Raw genomic sequence first — 17925 nt, forward strand, 5'->3', positions numbered from 1 at the left:
TCAAAAGTCCTGCGCGAAGTCAGTTTCAAATGAGAGTGATTCTATTTAACTTGAGCGCCGACACAAAGCCTTTTTATCCGCAGCCGCGTTTATGAGCGCTTCAGCGTCTCACTCGGCAGCTCTTTGAACAGCGCCCGATAGCTGCTGGAAAACCTTCCCAAATGCCAGAACGACCAGTGCATCGCGACCTCGGCCACCGTAGTTTCCGTCGGCCGACGCTTGAGCAATTCGCGGTGTGCGCTGTTCAACCGGCGCAGGCGCAGCCAGTGACTCGGGGTCATCCCGGTGTAGGCCTTGAACGCCTGCTGCAACTGGCGCAGTGGCACCCCTGCCACGTGCGACAGTTCGAGCAGATTGAGGGTGTCTTCCGGAGAATCCGCCGCCCACTCCCCTACGCGTTTCATGATCATCCGCTCTTCGGTACGACGCTGTAAGCCGCCACGGTCGAGACTTGTGTGAGCGTTGTCGAGGATGAACAGACAGTCTTCGAGCAGCTGCTTTGTCAGCGCATCTTTATCAAGCAGATCAACAGCTTGCGACAACTTCGTGAGAGTCGAGCTTAACCATTTACTGAACAAGGCGTTCTGCCCGCAGTTGAGTTGGGTCATGAACAACCCTTCGAGTTTCGCCACATTCAGACCGTGCTGACGGACAAACTCCGGACCGAACACCACGGCGATTTCCTGGTAGTTCTCCGGGGTGATCCAGATGTTGCGGCTGTCTTCATTGAGCAGGTACAGCGCGTTGTCACTGCGATCAAAACAGAACGCCAGAGCACCCGATGGCGCGCTGAAATTCTGCTCGACGCGGGTGTTCATCTGCTCTTCATAGACCTCGACACCTTGCAGATCCAGATAGCGGATCTGCCCGGCGAAATGGCCTGGCGACATCTGCTGGTAATGCTGAACCCAGCCCGGTGTGACCCGGACTTGTTCGGCAACATCGGCGGTGTTGAACGCTTGGACGTGTAGCGGATTGCACGTTGTCATGGGGTGACCTTGCGCACTCTTTTGGTGCGCTTTGGTGCTGCTTAAAGTGGATAGATGGAACTGCAAGGCTCGCCCAAGATAGTCGTCAACGCGCCACAGGGGAAGGGGCGGAAGATGAAACCCGCCCTCCCCGGCGTCTATAAAACCAATAACGAGGTCTTTATGAATGCCCCTTTCGATCAGCTGTTCACGTGGCTGAAAGATCACAAGATTACCGAAGTCGAATGTGTGGTCAGCGACCTGACCGGCATTGCCCGCGGCAAGATCGCACCGACCAACAAGTTCCTGCATGAGCGAGGCATGCGCCTGCCGGAAAGTGTGCTGCTGCAAACGGTAACCGGGGATTTTGTCGACGACGACATCTACTACGACCTGCTCGATCCTGCCGACATCGACATGGTCTGCAAGCCAGTGGCTGACGCGGTCTACGTGATTCCATGGGCGATCGAACCGACCGCCATCGTCATCCACGACACCTTCGACAAGTTCGGCAACCCGATCGAACTGTCGCCGCGCAACGTCCTCAAGAAAGTCTTGCAGCTCTACACCGACAAGGGCTGGAAGCCGATCGTTGCGCCGGAAATGGAGTTCTACCTGACCCAGCGCTGCGAAGACCCGGACTTGCCGCTCAAAGCACCGCTGGGGCGTTCGGGCCGCGCGGAAAGCGGTCGGCAGTCGTTCTCCATCGATGCCGCCAACGAATTCGATCCGCTGTTCGAAGACGTCTACGACTGGTGCGAACTGCAAGGTCTGGATCTCGACACCTTGATCCACGAAGACGGTCCGGCGCAGATGGAAATCAACTTCCGTCACGGCGACGCGCTGGATCTGGCCGACCAGATCACCGTGTTCAAACGCACCATGCGAGAGGCGGCGCTCAAACACAACGTTGCGGCGACGTTCATGGCCAAGCCGATCGGCGATGAACCGGGCAGCGCCATGCACATCCACCAGAGCGTGGTGGACATCGCCACCGGCAAGCCGATCTTCGCCAACGCCGACGGGCAGATGAGCGAACTGTTCCTGCATTACATCGGCGGTTTGCAGAAATACATCCCGAAAGTGCTGCCGATGTTCGCGCCGAACGTCAACTCGTTCCGCCGCTTCCTGCCGGACACCTCGGCACCGGTCAACGTCGAATGGGGCGAAGAAAACCGCACCGTCGGCCTGCGCGTGCCGACTTCCAGCCCGGAAGCGATGCGCGTGGAGAACCGCCTGCCGGGCGCCGATGCCAACCCTTATCTGGCGATTGCTGCGAGCCTGCTCTGCGGTTACATCGGCATGGTTGACGGCATAGCGCCGAGCGCTGCGGTCCAGGGCCGCGCCTACGAACGCCGCAACCTGCGTCTGCCGATCACCATCGAAGAAGCGCTGACGCAGATGGAAGAGTGCGAGACCGTTGCGCAATACCTTGGCGACAAGTTCGTGCGTGGCTACGTCGCGGTGAAGCGTGCCGAGCATGAAAACTTCAAACGCGTGATCAGCTCGTGGGAGCGTGAGTTCCTGATGCTGAGCGTGTAACCCAACCTAAAAGATCCCCTATGTCGATCGTTCCCACGCTCTGCGTGGGAATGCAGCCCGGGACGCTCCGCGTTCCATCCAAAGCCGAACGCGGAGCGTCCGTTGAGGCATTCCCACGCAGAGCGTGGGAACGATCATTCTAAGAAGAGGTGTCGAAATGCGTCTGTTGAAATCCGTACTCCCGGTCGCCCTGAGCGTGCTGTGCAGCGCCGGAGCCCAAGCCCAACCCCAGGTTAGCGTCTACAACTGGACCGACTACATCGGCGAAACCACCCTCGCCGACTTCCAGAGCAAAACCGGGATCAAGGTGATCTACGACGTTTTCGACTCCAACGAAACCCTCGAAGGCAAACTCCTCGCCGGTCGCACCGGTTACGACGTGGTGGTGCCGTCCAACCACTTTCTTGCCCGTCAGGTGAAGGCCGGCGCGTTCCTCAAACTCGACCGCGCGCAACTGCCGAACTTCAAGAACCTCGACCCGAAGCTGCTCGAACTGCTGGAAAAGAACGACCCGGGTAACGAGCACTCGGTGCCGTACCTGTGGGGCACCAACGGCATCGGCTACAACGTCGACAAGGTCAAGCAAGTGCTGGGCATCGATCACATCGATTCCTGGGCCGTGCTGTTTGAACCCGAGAACCTGAAGAAACTCACCCAGTGCGGCGTGTCGATGATGGACTCCGCCGACGAAGTCTTCCCTGCCGTGCTCAATTACATGGGCATGGACCCGCGCAGCGAAAACCCCGAAGACTATAAAAAGGCTGAAGCGAAACTGCTGAGCATCCGCCCGTACATCACCTATTTCCACTCCTCGAAGTACGTATCGGACCTGGCCAATGGCGATATCTGCGTGGCCTTCGGTTATTCCGGCGACGTGTTCCAGGCGGCCAACCGGGCCAAAGAAGCCAAGAACGGCGTGAACATCGCCTACGCCATTCCAAAGGAAGGCGCCAACCTCTGGTTCGATCTGTTGGCGATCCCGGCCGATGCGAGCAACACCAAAGAAGCCCATGCTTTCATTAATTACCTGCTCGATCCGCAAGTGATCGCCAAGGTCAGCGCTTCGGTGGGTTACGCCAACCCGAACCCGGCCGCCAAGCAATTCATGGATCCGGAACTGGTCAACAACTCAGAGGTTTACCCACCTCAAGCCGTGCTCGACAAACTCTACATTTCTACCACCCCGCCCCAGGCGATCATGCGTCTGATGACCCGTTCCTGGAGCAAAGTGAAGTCGAACAAATGAATCAGTACACCGAAGAACACGCTCGCTCCTACTACGCTGCTTCGGCGCGGGCGACCACACCTTATCCGGTATTGGACGGTGACCTGACGGCCGATGTCTGCGTGATCGGCGGCGGGTTCACCGGGGTCAACACCGCCATCGAGCTGGCTCAGCGTGGGTTGTCGGTGGTGTTGATCGAAGCCCGCCGTATTGGCTGGGGCGCCAGTGGGCGCAATGGCGGCCAGTTGATTCGCGGGATCGGTCATGAAGTTGAAGGCTTCGCCAAATATGTCGGTCAGGAAGGCGTGCGCTATTTGCAGCGCGCCGGCATCGACTCGGTGGAACTGGTGCGTCAGCGCATCGGCGACAACGGCATCGAGTGTGATCTGCGCTGGGGCTTCTGCGACCTGGCCAACACCCCGGCGCAGTTCGCTGCCTTCAAGGATGAATTGGTCGACCTCGCCGAACTCGGTTACGCCCACGAAACCCGTCTGATCGGCGCGGAGCAGATCCGCCAACAAGTGGTGAATTCCGACCTCTATGCCGGCGGCCTGCTCGACATGGGTTCCGGTCACCTGCACCCGCTGGATCTGGTGCAAGGCGAAGCGCGGCTTGCCGCATCGCTGGGCGTACGGATTTTCGAGCAGAGTGAAGTGCTGGAGATCATCCACGGCCCGACCGTGCAGGTGCGTTGCGCACACGGTACGGTGCGCGCCGGCAGTCTGGTGCTCGGCTGCAATGCGCACCTGGACGAACTCGAACAACAACTCAGTGGCAAAGTCCTGCCCGCCGGCAGCTATATCATCGCCACTGAGCCATTGTCCGAGGAACGCACCGCGCAACTGATTCCGCAGAACCTCGCAGTGTGCGACCAGAAAGTCGGCCTCGATTACTACCGGCTTTCGGCAGACCGGCGCTTGCTGTTCGGCGGTGCCTGCCACTATTCCGGGCGCGATCCGGCGGACATCGCCGCGTACATGCGACCGAAGATGCTCAAGGTCTTCCCGCAATTGGCCGACGTGCGCATCGACTACCAGTGGGGCGGCAAGATCGGCATCACCGCCAACCGCTTCCCTCAGGTCGGTCGGCTCAAACAGCACCCGAACGTGTTCTATGCGCAGGGCTATTCCGGCCATGGCCTGAACGTCACCCACTGGTGCGCGAAACTGCTTGGCGAAGCCATTCATGCCGGGCACAGCCAAGGCATGGACGTGTTCAGCGGCGTGCCGCACATGACCTTCCCCGGCGGCCCGGCGCTGCGTTCGCCGCTGCTGGCACTGGGGATGTTCTGGTATCGCCTGCGGGAAATGCTCGGCTGACAGCGCAAACCGCGCTGTCGCGATCTGATCGTTCCCATGCTCTGCGTGGGAATGCCTCAAGGGACGCTCTGCGTCCAGTGACGCGGAGCGTCACGGGCTGCATTCCCACGCAGAGCGTGGGAACGATCAGGCGCAGGGGGCGCTATTCACATTTGCTCTATCGCCAAGCACTTCTATATTGATGAGGTGCTTTTGCGTTCCTGACGCTCAGTGCCCAATCAATCGAGGAGGACATGGATGAAGTCGTCAGCCACCGACGAGCCGCGAGCACCAGGCCAAGCCCCCGTGAAAACCCGCCGTTTCGGCATCTCGCTCGTCTGGATCGTGCCGATCGTCGCTGTGCTGGTGGGTATTTCGCTGGTGGTGCACAACATCCTGCAGGAAGGCCCGACCATCACCGTGACCTTCAAGACCGGTGACGGTCTCACGGCCAATAAAACCGAAGTCAAATACCGCAACGTGGTGATCGGGCATGTCTCGGATGTCGAACTGGCCGACGATCACAAAAGCGTGAACGCGACGATCAAACTGGCCAAGCAGGCTGAAAGCTTCACCCGTGAAGATTCGCAATTCTGGGTAGTGCGGCCACGAATCGGTGCCGGCGGCGTCTCGGGCATCGATACCCTGCTGTCCGGCGACTACATCGGTGCCGACATCGGCGAGGCCAATAATCGCTCGAAAAACTTCAAAGGCCTGGAGAACCCGCCACCCATCACCTATGGCGAACCGGGCAAAACCTTCTCCTTGCACACCTCGGACCTGGGCTCGCTGGACATCGGCTCACCGGTTTACTACCGCAAGATCCCCGTCGGCCAAGTGGTGTCCTATGCACTGAATCCCGATGGCAAAGGCGTCAACATCGAAGTGTTCATTCATTCACCGAATGACGCCTACGTCACCGAAAACACCCGTTTCTGGAACGCCAGTGGCGTGGATGTCAGCGTCGGCGCCAACGGTTTTGCGGTGAAAACCGAATCACTGTCGACCCTGCTGGTTGGCGGCATCGCCTTCCGGGCACCGGATTACAGCCCCAACGATAGTGTCGCCGCGGAAAACAAAGACTTCGAGCTCTTCGCCGATCAGACCGCCGCCCTCGCCCCGCCCAACGGCAAGGCGCAGTACCTGAGCCTGCGTTTCGATCAGGCCTTGCGTGGGCTGAAGGTCGATGCTCCGGTGGAATTTCTCGGCGTCGAAATAGGTCGGGTGGTGGCGGTCAATCTCGACTTCGACGAAGTCAAACGCACGTTCCCGGTCAACGTCGGCATCGTTATTTACCCGCAGCGCCTCGGTCGGGCGCATCAGAAAATGCTCAAGGCCTTCAATGGCGACGAAAACGACGAAGCCACTGGTGCGCGGCTGCTCGGCACTTTCATCGAAAACGGCCTGCGCGCCCAGGCCCGTAACGGCAACCTGCTCACCGGCCAGTTGTATATCGCGCTGGATTTCTACCCGAAAGCGCCAAAAGTCGCGTTTGACCCAACCGCCCGCCCGGTCAGCATCCCGACGATTCCGGGTAGCCTCGAACAGTTGCAGGAAAAACTCGAAGCGATGGTCAACAAGATCAACGCACTGCCAGTCGAGCGTATCGCCAGCAACCTCGACAGCAATCTGGTCGAACTGCGCAAAGGCCTGAGCCAATTCAACGCGAAGACCTTGCCGGGCGTGCAGACCACCCTCGCCGATGTCAGCAAGACCTTGCAGTCTGCCAGTTCAACGCTCGCCGAAGATTCGCCGCAACGCGAGAAACTCACCGAGACCCTCGACGAACTCGGACGTATGTCGCGCTCCCTGCGTGAACTGTCGGACTACTTGGGCCGTCATCCGGAATCGCTGATTCGTGGCCGTCCCGACAACGCGGCACCGCTGGACCTGAAAGGACCGCCACGCAATTGAGCACAGGAGCTGAACCCATGGCATCACCGCTGAAGATTACTGTGCTCGCTGCCGTTATGTTGCTGAGCGCCTGCCGCAGCGACCCGATCAGCTTTCATACGCTGACTCCGGTGCAACCGGGCAGCAGCCGCACTGGGGCGCAAATCCCGATTGAAGGCATCACCGTGCCGCCGCAAGTTGATCGCCCGCAAATCGTCATTCGCCAGGGCAATAGCGGTCTGGCGATTCTGGAAACCGAATGGTGGGGCGCGAGCCTTGCCGATGAATTGCGCAGTGCGCTGATCGATCAACTGAACAACACCAGCGCGCGTGGCAATGTCTCGGTGCGCATCGAGGTGCAGCGCTTCGATTCGATTCCCGGCCAGTACGCCTTGATCGATGCCAAATGGCGGCTGCGGCCATTGGGTGATACCGACAGTGAACTGGTGACCTGTCGCTCAACCTTGCAAACACCCTCGGGGCCGAGCATCGACGAACTGGTCAGCGCCCAGCAGAACAACGTCAAACGCCTGGCTGCGTTGATCAGTCAGGCGGCAGGTAACCCGCGCGGCTGTCCGCCCTCTTCCTGACACAACGTCACCGTGAAGCGACAGCCATTCGGTTCGCGGGTGGTGAGTTGCACGCGCCAGCGTTGCTGAGTGCAGATCCGCTGCACCAGCGAAAGTCCCAGGCCGAGCCCTTCGCCGCGCTGTTCATCACCGCGCACGAAGGGCTGGAACATCGCATGGCGTCGCTCTTCGGGGATGCCGATGCCGCTGTCTTCGACCACAAAACTGTTTTCGTTGAGGGTCAGGCGTACGTAACCGTGGTCGGTGTAATGCCAGGCGTTGCGCAACAGATTACCCATCACTGATTGCAGGAAGGTCAGGTTGAAACGCGCTGCGCCGGCGAATTGAGGATCGTAGATAAACTCCAGACCTTTTTCGCGAATCAAACGTCCCCAGACTTCAGTCTGCGCATCGGCAATGTCCTTCAAGGTGCAAGTCGACTGCACACTGACTTCTTCAGGCTTGCGTGCAAGCATCAAAAAGGTTTCGACCAATTGGCGCATTTCGTGACTGGCCCGGGCAATCCGGCTGACTTGTGCCGTTGAACGGGCATCGAGTGACGGGTTGGCAAGCAGCAGCTCACAGGAGGTCGCGAGTACCATCAGCGGCGTGCGCAATTCATGGCTGACGTCGCTGGTGAAGAGTTTTTCCCGACTCAAGGTGGCCCGCAGGCGGCCTAACGTCTGATCGAATGACAGCGCCAGTTCGCCGACTTCATCGGCGGCATAATCAGGGTGCAACGGCGGCGCTACCTCGATGAGCTGATCGCGATGGCGCACTTGTCGGGCCAGACGAATCACCGGCGCCATGACCCTTCTTGCGAGCAATCGCCCAAGCACCAGCGCCAGAACAATGCTCAGGATAAATCCGACAATCACCACAATAAACAGCAGATGCTCACGCTGTTCGAGGCTTTCCTGGTCGCGCAACAGCACGTATCTGCGACCGCCGACGGCTTCGACCATCGCGTAGAAGTCATCGTTATGGAATCTGATTTCCTGAAACCCCATCGGCAGCGCCGCCAGTTGCTCGGTCAATGCCAGCGGCCCCTTGCCACCCTCGAAGAAAAACAGTTCGCTTTTTTCCGGTGTGTGGCTCCACAGACTGATGTCGTCCATTGCCAGCAATCGACGCAGACCGCCGCTGAGGGTGGTGCTGGTCAACTTGCGCTCGACCACATGCACGGTGGCGACGATCCCCAATGCAAATACACCCGCGACGAAGGCGCTCATCAGGGCGAATACAATCACGATCCGTTTCGTCAGGCTTTGCTTGAGATCCATGCGCTCGGGTGGCTCCTGTGTGGTTGTCCGGCGTCAAGGCAACGATAGACCAGGCCTGACCGTTACTCGACAGGACAGAGCTTCACCGCAACGGTGAACGCCGGGTAAGGCCCTCGATGAATAAAAACAGTACTTGAGTTTATTTATCAAATAGCCGCTTTAGTTACCCCGATCAACTTCTGGCATTTTTTTCACATGTTCTTCACTGCGCCCCAACGCGTGTGAACGTAGTGTTCAGCCTGCATTCAAGTAAACAGTCGTAAAGTTGCTCGCTGCCCAAGCCTTGCGTTGCACTGAATGAACTCTCCGGCGTTTAAAGAGGCAACATAGTGGCGCAATTATTTCAATTGAAAAGTTTATTCCGCTACTGGCGTACGCCGCGCTTTCGGCTATGGATTGCACTGGTGTGTGTCGTGGTTGTGGCCATTCTGGTCAGCGGGTTTGTGTGGTGGCCACGCTCGCCGACCGACCTCGATCATGCCGGGCGCAGCACCACCGCTGAATGGATAAAAGCCTGGCGGGCCGGTGAAGTCGTTGCGCTGGTGCGGCACACCGAACGCTGCGACCGGTCGAGCAATACCTGCCTGGGCCCGGCGGATGGCATTACCGAAGTGGGCAGCAGCGCGGCGCAAGAGGTCGGCCAAGGCTTCGTCAGACTGGGCATGCAGCAGGCCGAGGTGTTGAGCAGCCCGCTGACCCGCACGGCGCAAACCGCGCATTACATGTTCGGCCACGAGGCCCTCGCCGAAGACTGGCTGGCCACCTGCGGACCAACACTTCGCGATGAAATCATCGCGCGCAAAGTGGCGCAGCAGAATCTTGTGCTGGTCACCCACAGCGGTTGCATCAGTGATTTTGAAAAACAGACCGGTTTTCCTCACGCGATTGCCGCGGAGTATGGAAGTACCTTACTTGTACGAATTGATAACCAGAAACAACTTACAGTGCTGGGCATTATCAATACGCCGTTCTGGCAGACATTAGACGTCACACATAACCAATGAAAAAACCGCCACGGCTTCCAGTGTTTTAAGCCAGATACTTTTTTATTCGCCCCAAGGCTCAGTCATGACGTCCGATAACCCACCGTTGCGCCACGCTGCCCGTCATTTGCTGCAATCCCCGTCGCAGGTCGAACGCTGGGCGATCCCCGGGCTGATTCTGGCGTTTGTGCTGTTTTACCTGTTGCCGCTGATGACCCACGGTTTGTGGATCCCCGATGAAACCCGTTACGGCCAGATCAGCCAGGAAATGCTCCTGAGCGGCAATTGGGTCGCCCCGCACTTCATGGGCATTCGCTACTTCGAGAAACCGATTGCCGGCTACTGGATGATCGCCATCGGTCAGGCGATTTTCGGCGACAACCTGTTCGGTGTGCGCATCGCTTCGGCGCTCAGTACCGGGGTCAGCGTCTGGCTTGCGTACCTGTTGGCGCGCCGGCTCTGGAACAACCCGCGCATCAGCGCGGCGTGTGCCCTGCTGTACATGAGTTTTGGCCTGATCGCCGGTCAGGCAGGCTACGCCAACCTCGATCCGCAGTTCACCTTGTGGGTCAACCTCAGTCTGGTGGCGGTGTGGTTTGCCATCGACAGCAGCACCACAAAGGCCCGCCTCGGCAGTTGGGCATTGCTCGGCGCCGCTTGTGGCATGGGCCTGATGACCAAAGGCTTTCTCGCCCTGCTGCTGCCGGTGCTGATCGCCCTGCCCTACATGATCTGGCAGCGCCGCTTCGGCGAACTGCTGCGCTACGGTCTGGTGGCGGTGCTGGTTGCTGCGCTGGTCAGTGTGCCGTGGGCCTTGGCGGTACACGTTCGCGAACCGGACTTCTGGCGGTTCTTCTTCTGGCATGAACACATTCGCCGTTTCGCTGCGGGCGATGATGCCCAGCATGCGCGGCCATGGTGGTTCTACCTGCCGTTGCTGTTTGCTGCGACATTGCCGTGGGCCGTGCTGTTGCCGTCGACGTTGATCCGCACATGGCGCGAAAAGCGCGAGGCAAAAACTGCGTTTCTGGCGCTGTGGTTTGTGTTGCCGCTGGCCTTCTTCAGTCTGAGCAGCGGCAAACTGCCGACCTACATCATGCCGTGCCTGTTGCCGGCGGCCTTGCTCATGGGCCACACCGTGGTGAAATGGCTGGAGCAGCGCCACACCAAGGCTTTGCGCCTCAACGGCGTGATCAATACGGTTCTGGCCAGCGTTGCCCTGATTGCGCTGATCTATCTGCAGGTCACTAAAGAAATCTACGAACACACCGAGATGTTCAGCCTGTCGCTGGTGTTTATCGTGCTGATCGGCTGGATCATCGCCAACGCCCTGCAAATCATGCGGCCGCTGACGATGTGGGCCATGCCGGCGCTGGGCATTGGCCTGTTGATTGCCTTGCTGCCCGCCGCCATGCCGGCAACGGTCGTCGACAGCAAGATGCCCGACCAGTTTATTGCCGAGCATCAACAGGCCTTGAGCGAAGCATCCTCGCTATTGAGTAACGATCTGGGCGCCGCGTCGGCCTTGGCGTGGCGTCTGAAGCGGCCGCAAGTGGATCTGTTCAATACCGTCGGTGAACTGAAATACGGCCTCGACGATCCGGCCATGGCTGCCCGCAAGGTCGGTCTGGACGATGTCGGTCAGTGGATGACCGAAGCGCGCAAACAAGGCTCGGTGGCGGTAGTGATGCGCGTCAACAGCACCCAGGAAGCCCAGGAAATCGAATTGTTGCCGGCAGATGGCAAGCATTACCAGCGCGGCAACCTGCAGATCTACATTTTCGCCAAGCGCCAGCCATGACCGCCACTGCCCAAGAACGCAGGGCCTTGTTCATTCTGCTGTCCGCGACTGCCCTGATGCTGCTGCTCGGGCTGGGCAGTCGCGAACTGTGGGGCGCGGAAACCCGTTGGGCCAATATCGCCTTGCAGATGCTGCAGAGCGGTAACTACTTCGACCCCTATCTCAAGGGCGATCCGTACTACGACAAACCACTGCTGTCGTATTGGCTGATCACGGCTTCGTCCTGGCTGACTGGCGGGTTGGGGCCGTGGTCACTGCGTTTGTCCTCGGTGATTTCAGCGTGGCTCAGCGTCTGGCTGGTGTACCTGCTGGGCGAGCAATTGTTTCGCAAGGGCACCGGGCTGATTGCCGGATGGATGCTGGCGACGACGTTCTATTTTGTCTTCTGGGCGCGGGTCGCCACGGCCGACATTCTCACGGTCTGCGGGGTCCTGGCGGCGGTCTGGTGGTACTGGCGCGGGCCGGATGACACCCGGCTCTGGCGCTACGTGGTGTTTTTCGGCCTGCTGTCGTTGACGTCATTGTTCAAAGGCTTGATTGGTTTCATTCTGCCGGGGCTGGTCCTGCTGCCGCATCTGTTGCCGGGCGGGCGCTGGAAACGCCATCTCAACCTGCGCCTGTGCGCCGCGCTGCTGATCGCCGGCGCGTTCTATGGGTTGCCGTTCCTGCTCTCGCATATTTACGGATCCCCCGACTATCGGCAAAGCGGTCTGGAACTGGTGTTGCGGGAAAACGTCGTGCGGTTTTTCCAGCCGTTCGACAACATCGGCCCGATTTACACGTATTTGTTGTACCTGCCGGTCTACACCCTGCCCTGGGCGCCGTGCTGGCTCATTGCGTTGTGGGTGGCGCTGCGAAACTGGCGAAACATCGAACCAGACACCCGCTGGCTGATTCAGGGGCTAGGTCTGTTGCTGCTGTTTTTCACTGCCAGTGGCAGTCGGCGCAGCTATTACGTGTTGCCACTGGTGCCATTCGCGCAACTGCTCGGTGCGTGGTGGATCACCCGGCGCATGGCCACGCGCAAGCTCGACGGACGCGGTTGGACAATCGCTTTTGCAATCGCTACGGCCGTGATGGCCGGTGTGCTCGGTGTGCTGTATCCGTGGACCAACAGCGCTGGCGGCGTGATCCGTTTCGGCGAAACCGTGCGCGAGCAGGCCAGCCAACAGGCACCACTGAATCAGTGGCGCATGGTCATGATCGAGGTCGACAACAAAGTGCCGATGTACCTGCAAACCGGCGGCGCGCCCTTCTACTACGTGGCAGAAACCGCAGACTTCCCCCGTGCCGGCACCAGCGCTGCGTTGTTCGCCTGGCTGGAGCGCACTAGTGGTCAGCATTGGGATGCGCAACGCACCATCATCGTCGCGCAATACCGAAATGGCGATTCGCTGCCGCTGGATTATCTGAGCGCAGACCACCGGATCATCACCACCACGCCAACCCGCGGCGAACAAGTGTTCCATGGCCGCGCCGACCAGAGCGTCGCCTACCTGCCCAATCCCTCCTGAACACTTGACGCGGAATGACGCACGGCCACCGCGCGTCACCGAGTCGCTGCTAATCTGAATGGCAATGACATGTATTAACGGTTTGTTTGACGTTTTTTTCTCATTTGCCTCTCTACATTGCCTGCGGCTGAATATCTGCAAATCATTCGCATTGAAGGCTGCCCGCGAATGCCTGCCTATAACGTCTAAAAAATCAGGAGCGTTGTCGTCATGAATCCACAGTTTCCGTCCTTTCTGAAACGCGCATTGTTGGCCACCGTCCTGCTCAGTGCCGGCCACGCCTTCGCGGCTGACGGTGTTGGCTTGCTGGTTTACAACGCCCAACACGAAAGCCTGACCAAAGCCTGGGTGGCCGGATTCACCGAAGAAACGGGCATTCCGGTGACGATCCGCAATGGCGATGACACCGAAATGGGCAACCAGATCGTGCAGGAAGGCGCGGCCTCGCCGGCAGACGTGTTCCTCACTGAAAACTCCCCGGCGATGGTGCTGGTCGACAACGCCAAGCTGTTCGCCCCGATCGCGCCAGCCACGCTGGAACAAGTCGATGCGGCGTACCGCCCGGCTCATGGCCAGTGGATCGGCATCGCCGCGCGCTCAACGGTGTTCGTCTACAACCCGGTAAAACTGGCTGAGAAAGACCTGCCGAAATCCCTGCTGGATCTGGCCAGACCGGAGTGGAAAGGTCGTTGGGCCGCTTCACCGGCCGGTGCCGACTTCCAGGCCATCGTCGCCGCCGTGCTGGAGCAGAAAGGCGAAGCCGCCACCCTCGACTGGCTCAAAGGCATGAAAACCAACGCCACGGTGTATCGCGGCAACAGCGCAGTGCTCAAAGCGGTGAATGCCGGGCAAATCGACAGCGGCGTGATCTACCACTATTACAGCTTCGTCGATCAGTCCAAGACCGGCGAAAACAGCAAGAACACCAAGCTTTACTACTTCAAACACCAGGACCCGGGCGCGTTTGTCAGTACATCCGGCGCCGGTGTGCTGGCCTCCAGCAAACACCAGGAAGACGCGCAGAAGTTCGTCAAATACATCACCGGCAAAGAAGGCCAGGAGATTCTCCACAGCGGCACTTCGTTTGAGTACGCGGTTGGCAAAGACGCACCGTCCAACGCGAAACTGACGCCGCTGAAAGATCTCGACGCACCCAAAGTCGATGCGTCAAAACTCGACAGCAAGAAAGCCGTCGAGCTGATGACTCAGGCGGGAATCCTGTAAGTGCTCCCCGAAACCCTTCCTGCGCAGGTCGCTGCGGCCTCCTCCGCCAGCCTGAGGCTAAAACCCCGCGCCCTGACCGGGCGCGGTGGTTCTTGGGTGGTCGCGCTGGCCGTCGGCGTTTCACTGTTGTCGTTGCTACCGATCGCATTTGTGCTCGGTGTGTCGTGGGCCACCGGTTGGGCGACCATCGAAGCGTTGGTGTTTCGCCCACGGGTGGCGGAACTGCTGATCAACACCGTGCTGCTGGTGTTGATCACGTTACCGCTGTGCATCTTGCTTGGCACCGCACTGGCCTGGCTGACTGAGCGCACCAACCTGCCCGGTCGACGCCTGTGGTCATTGCTGGCCGTGGCGCCGCTGGCGGTGCCGGCGTTCGTTCACAGCTATGCGTGGGTCAGTCTGATTCCTTCGATTCACGGACTGCCGGCCGGCGTGCTGGTGTCGGTGATCGCTTATTTCCCGTTTCTTTACCTGCCGGTTGCGGCGACGTTGCGTCGCCTCGACCCGGCGATTGAAGACGTTGCCGAATCCCTCGGCCTGAAACCTTGGGCGGTGTTTTTCCGGGTGGTGTTGCCACAGTTGCGTCTGGCCATTTGTGGCGGTGCGTTGCTGGTCGGCTTGCACCTGCTGGCCGAATACGGCCTCTACGCGATGATCCGTTTTGATACCTTTACCACGGCGATTTTCGATCAGTTCAAATCAACCTTCAACGGCCCGGCGGCGAACATGCTGGCGGGCGTTCTGGCCTTGTGCTGTCTGGCGATGCTCACCGTCGAATCCGCCGCCCGAGGCAAGGCTCGCTACGCCCGCGTCGGTTCCGGTAGCGCTCGCGAACAACGCACGGTGCGCTTGAATCACGCCAGCGTGTTCCTTGGCTTGAGCCTGCAAGTGCTGACCTGTGTGCTCGCGCTCGGCGTACCGTTGCTGACGTTGGGGCGCTGGCTGATTGCCGGTGGCGCCGAGGTCTGGGGCGGCGGCGAACTGTTGCCGGCGCTGCTGCAAACCCTGTCGTTCGGGGTGGCCGGCGCACTGTTGACCAGTCTGGCGGCGATTCCGATTGCCTGGCTGTCGATTCGTGCGCCGGGCAAGTTGCAGCGCTTGCTTGAAGGCTGCAACTACATCACCAGTTCGCTGCCGGGGATTGTCGTGGCGCTGGCATTGGTCACCGTGACCATCCACTTCGCCCGGCCTATCTACCAGACCACCATCACCGTGCTGCTCGCCTATCTGCTGATGTTTCTGCCCCGCGCATTGGTCAGCCTGCGTGCCGGTTTCGCCCAGGCACCGGTCGAGCTGGAGAACATCGCGCAAAGCCTCGGCCGTTCGCCGTTGCGCGCCTTGTGGCTGATTACTTTGCGTCTCGCGGCACCGGGCGCTGCTGCCGGTGCCGCACTGGTGTTTCTGGCGATTACCAATGAATTGACCGCGACTTTGCTGCTCGCGCCTAACGGCACCCGCACCCTGGCCACCGGTTTCTGGGCCATGACCAGCGAAATCGATTACGCCGCCGCCGCGCCTTATGCGCTGTTGATGGTGTTGTTATCGCTGCCGCTGACCGCCCTCCTCTACCACCAATCCAGGCGCACCGCTGGCCGATGAACGCACTCGAACTGATTTCCCTGAACAAGTCCTTTGGCGCGCAGAAAGCGCTGGATGACATCTGCCTGTCGGTACCGACCGGCAGTCGCACGGTGATTGTTGGCCCGTCCGGCTCGGGCAAAACCACATTGCTGCGGATGATTGCCGGTTTCGAATTCCCCGATGCCGGCAGCCTGACCCTCAACGGTCAGGTGCTGGTCGACAGCACTCATGCCGTGCCCGCTTATCAACGGCAGATCGGCTACGTACCGCAGGACGGCGCGTTGTTTCCGCACATGACCGTCGCCGCCAATATCGGTTTCGGCCTGGCGCTGACCGGCACCGCCAGAGAGGAACGGATCAAGGCATTGATGGACAGCGTCTCGCTCGACGCCAACATGGCCAACCGTTGGCCGCATGAACTGTCCGGCGGCCAGCAGCAACGGGTTTCCCTTGCCCGGGCACTCGCCCAGCAACCACGACTGATGCTGCTCGATGAGCCGTTCTCCGCCCTCGACACCGGCCTGCGCAGTGCCATGCGCAAAATGGTTGCGCGACTGCTGGAGGACGCGGGCGTCACGACGATTCTGGTAACCCACGATCAAGGCGAAGCGCTGTCATTTGCCGATCAGTTGGCGGTGATGCGCGGCGGACGGCTGGTGCAGTCCGGGCATCCGATGGATCTTTACCGATACCCGCACGACGAGCAGACCGCACACTTTCTCGGCGAAGCCGTGGTGATGCCGGCGCGGATCGACTCCGGTCTGGCCCACTGCGATCTCGGTCCGGTGCCGGTGAACAGCAACGGTTTTAGCGGCAACGCGCAGATTATGCTCAGGCCCGAGCAGTTGCAGTTGTCCGGTACGGTGATCGGTAACCAAGGCTGTCACGCCGTGGTCACCGAACGGGATTTCGCCGGCAACACCTGCACCCTCACGGTTGAACTGCGCTCGCCCGTCAATCAGCAACCCGGCCGCTCGTTGTTGGTCCGCAGTTCCGGCATGCACGCGCCACCGCCCGGCAGCGACGTACAGTTATCGGTACTCGGTGCTGCTCACATCTTCGCGCTTTCCTGATCACAGATCGAAGCGGTCCACCGCCCGCCGCCGCTCGTTGTCATCACGGACATCGTAGTTGGCGGTGGTCTGGATGTTGCTGTGATGCGCCAGCTTCTGTGCGATCGACAGGTCATGCTCCTCGATCACCCGGGTGATGAACGAACGGCGGAAATCGTGGGGCATGATCTTCACCCCGACCTGCGTGCCGCGCTGGCGGGCGATGTAGTAGATCGCGTGTTTGGTGATGCGCTCGCGGGTAATGTGGCTGCCGCGACGGATACGGTTGAACAGAAAGGCATCGTCGCTCTCGCCTTCCTTGAGTTCTGAACGCCGCAGCTCCAGCCACGCATCGAGTTTGGCGAAGGCCCAGGCCGGCGCGTACTTGATCAGTTGCTTGTTGCCCTTGCCGGTGACGGTCAGGCTGCGTTCAGTGAAGTCGACCTGATTCAAGTCCAGATCCACCGACTCCGACTTACGCATGCCGGTGCCGTACAACAGCGCAATCACTGCCGCGTCGCGCAGGCCTTGCGGGCGTGGATCGGCGGCGCACACTTCCATCAATTCATGGATCAACGTGCGCTTCAAGTTGCGCCCCTGCGACAACCGCGTACCGGCAATGGCTTTGACCGAGCGCATCTTCAACAGATGATCCTGAGAGATCAAACTCATCCGCCACGCTTCATTCATCACGCCGCGCACGGCATTTACATAAAGCGAAGAAGTGTTCGGCGCATAGTTGTCTTCGCGCAATGCGGCAACCAGAGCGACCACATCTTCAGGTTGCAATGCGTGCCAGGGAATTTCTTCGACATTCATGTCTTCAAAACCGAGACGGTCGGCCGCGTCCTGCAAAACGTAGCGCATGGTCAACTGGCTGGAGGGGGCCAGGCGCGCCAGATACAGGGTCATCGGATTGGTTTGGCGGGTTTGCAGCGGTACAACGGACAAGTCAGTCAAACGTAAAGGCCTTGAGTAAAAACAATTCAACA

14 protein-coding genes are annotated in these 17925 nt (G+C 59.8%); 11 read left to right on the plus strand and 3 right to left on the minus strand.

The features are described 5' to 3' along the window. Positions 1 to 89: 89 nt before the first annotated feature. Complete coding sequence (locus ACIF4X_RS01115) at positions 90 to 989, minus strand: helix-turn-helix domain-containing protein (protein ID WP_397480575.1); 900 nt, start codon at positions 987 to 989, stop codon at positions 90 to 92. Between the two features lie 162 nt (positions 990 to 1151). Here ACIF4X_RS01115 and ACIF4X_RS01120 point away from each other — a divergent pair, with 162 nt between their 5' ends. The 5 genes from ACIF4X_RS01120 (at position 1152) to ACIF4X_RS01140 (ending at position 7516) form a co-directional block, all read left to right on the plus strand. Next, a complete protein-coding gene (locus ACIF4X_RS01120) occupies positions 1152 to 2510 on the plus strand; it encodes a glutamine synthetase family protein (RefSeq protein ID WP_397480576.1) in 1359 nt (452 codons plus the stop codon). Positions 2511 to 2667: 157 nt separating this feature from the next. Further along, entirely contained in the window at positions 2668 to 3756 is a 1089-nt protein-coding gene (locus ACIF4X_RS01125) for a polyamine ABC transporter substrate-binding protein (RefSeq protein WP_397480577.1), read from the plus strand. Next, positions 3753 to 5054, plus strand: coding sequence for an NAD(P)/FAD-dependent oxidoreductase (locus tag ACIF4X_RS01130; protein WP_397480578.1), 1302 nt, complete (start codon positions 3753 to 3755; stop codon positions 5052 to 5054). The genes ACIF4X_RS01125 and ACIF4X_RS01130 overlap by 4 nt, the downstream gene beginning before the upstream one ends. Positions 5055 to 5291: 237 nt before the next feature. Beyond that, a complete protein-coding gene (locus ACIF4X_RS01135) occupies positions 5292 to 6947 on the plus strand; it encodes an intermembrane transport protein PqiB (RefSeq protein ID WP_397480579.1) in 1656 nt (551 codons plus the stop codon). A 17-nt stretch (positions 6948 to 6964) separates the two neighbouring features. Continuing rightward, positions 6965 to 7516 (plus strand): membrane integrity-associated transporter subunit PqiC, encoded by a 552-nt coding sequence (locus ACIF4X_RS01140; RefSeq protein ID WP_397480580.1) that lies wholly within the window; start codon positions 6965 to 6967, stop codon positions 7514 to 7516. Here ACIF4X_RS01140 and ACIF4X_RS01145 read toward each other — a convergent pair. Next, on the minus strand, positions 7474 to 8778 hold the full coding sequence (locus tag ACIF4X_RS01145) for a sensor histidine kinase (protein WP_397480581.1): 1305 nt from the start codon (positions 8776 to 8778) through the stop codon (positions 7474 to 7476). The genes ACIF4X_RS01140 and ACIF4X_RS01145 overlap by 43 nt on opposite strands. A 329-nt stretch (positions 8779 to 9107) precedes the next feature. Between ACIF4X_RS01145 and ACIF4X_RS01150 the strand changes: the two genes are divergently transcribed. The 6 genes from ACIF4X_RS01150 to ACIF4X_RS01175 all read left to right on the plus strand — a co-directional run bounded on the left by ACIF4X_RS01150 (position 9108) and on the right by ACIF4X_RS01175 (position 16954). Beyond that, positions 9108 to 9782 carry a histidine phosphatase family protein gene (locus ACIF4X_RS01150; protein WP_397480582.1) on the plus strand — a complete coding sequence of 225 codons (675 nt, stop codon included), beginning with the start codon at positions 9108 to 9110 and terminating at the stop codon, positions 9780 to 9782. A 64-nt stretch (positions 9783 to 9846) separates the two neighbouring features. Beyond that, positions 9847 to 11562, plus strand: coding sequence for a lipid IV(A) 4-amino-4-deoxy-L-arabinosyltransferase (arnT, locus tag ACIF4X_RS01155; protein ID WP_397480583.1), 1716 nt, complete (start codon positions 9847 to 9849; stop codon positions 11560 to 11562). Beyond that, positions 11559 to 13076 carry an ArnT family glycosyltransferase gene (locus tag ACIF4X_RS01160; RefSeq protein WP_397480584.1) on the plus strand — a complete coding sequence of 506 codons (1518 nt, stop codon included), beginning with the start codon at positions 11559 to 11561 and terminating at the stop codon, positions 13074 to 13076. The genes arnT and ACIF4X_RS01160 overlap by 4 nt, the downstream gene beginning before the upstream one ends. A gap of 210 nt (positions 13077 to 13286) precedes the next feature. Continuing rightward, positions 13287 to 14300 (plus strand): iron ABC transporter substrate-binding protein, encoded by a 1014-nt coding sequence (locus tag ACIF4X_RS01165; protein WP_397480585.1) that lies wholly within the window; start codon positions 13287 to 13289, stop codon positions 14298 to 14300. After that, positions 14301 to 15899 carry an ABC transporter permease gene (locus tag ACIF4X_RS01170; RefSeq protein ID WP_397480586.1) on the plus strand — a complete coding sequence of 533 codons (1599 nt, stop codon included), beginning with the start codon at positions 14301 to 14303 and terminating at the stop codon, positions 15897 to 15899. After that, positions 15896 to 16954 carry an ABC transporter ATP-binding protein gene (locus tag ACIF4X_RS01175; RefSeq protein ID WP_397480587.1) on the plus strand — a complete coding sequence of 353 codons (1059 nt, stop codon included), beginning with the start codon at positions 15896 to 15898 and terminating at the stop codon, positions 16952 to 16954. The genes ACIF4X_RS01170 and ACIF4X_RS01175 overlap by 4 nt, the downstream gene beginning before the upstream one ends. On the opposite strand, the gene xerC is transcribed toward ACIF4X_RS01175, so the two are convergent. After that, positions 16955 to 17845, minus strand: coding sequence for a tyrosine recombinase XerC (xerC, locus tag ACIF4X_RS01180; RefSeq protein ID WP_397480711.1), 891 nt, complete (start codon positions 17843 to 17845; stop codon positions 16955 to 16957). It lies immediately after the preceding gene. Positions 17846 to 17925: the final 80 nt, after the last annotated feature.

It is taken from the genome of Pseudomonas sp. NPDC085632 (genome assembly GCF_044541255.1).
In the GTDB taxonomy this organism is placed as follows: domain Bacteria; phylum Pseudomonadota; class Gammaproteobacteria; order Pseudomonadales; family Pseudomonadaceae; genus Aquipseudomonas.

Bases quoted from the DNA above. Each gene is read 5' to 3' on its own strand.
- ACIF4X_RS01115 (WP_397480575.1), bottom strand. From the start codon at position 989: ATGACAACGTGCAATCCGCTACACGTCCAAGCGTTCAACACCGCCGAT.
- ACIF4X_RS01120 (WP_397480576.1), top strand. From the start codon at position 1,152: ATGAATGCCCCTTTCGATCAGCTGTTCACGTGGCTGAAAGATCACAAG.
- ACIF4X_RS01125 (WP_397480577.1), top strand. From the start codon at position 2,668: ATGCGTCTGTTGAAATCCGTACTCCCGGTCGCCCTGAGCGTGCTGTGC.
- ACIF4X_RS01130 (WP_397480578.1), top strand. From the start codon at position 3,753: ATGAATCAGTACACCGAAGAACACGCTCGCTCCTACTACGCTGCTTCG.
- ACIF4X_RS01135 (WP_397480579.1), top strand. From the start codon at position 5,292: ATGAAGTCGTCAGCCACCGACGAGCCGCGAGCACCAGGCCAAGCCCCC.
- ACIF4X_RS01140 (WP_397480580.1), top strand. From the start codon at position 6,965: ATGGCATCACCGCTGAAGATTACTGTGCTCGCTGCCGTTATGTTGCTG.
- ACIF4X_RS01145 (WP_397480581.1), bottom strand. From the start codon at position 8,778: ATGGATCTCAAGCAAAGCCTGACGAAACGGATCGTGATTGTATTCGCC.
- arnT (WP_397480583.1), top strand. From the start codon at position 9,847: ATGACGTCCGATAACCCACCGTTGCGCCACGCTGCCCGTCATTTGCTG.
- ACIF4X_RS01160 (WP_397480584.1), top strand. From the start codon at position 11,559: ATGACCGCCACTGCCCAAGAACGCAGGGCCTTGTTCATTCTGCTGTCC.
- ACIF4X_RS01165 (WP_397480585.1), top strand. From the start codon at position 13,287: ATGAATCCACAGTTTCCGTCCTTTCTGAAACGCGCATTGTTGGCCACC.
- ACIF4X_RS01175 (WP_397480587.1), top strand. From the start codon at position 15,896: ATGAACGCACTCGAACTGATTTCCCTGAACAAGTCCTTTGGCGCGCAG.
- xerC (WP_397480711.1), bottom strand. From the start codon at position 17,845: ATGACCCTGTATCTGGCGCGCCTGGCCCCCTCCAGCCAGTTGACCATG.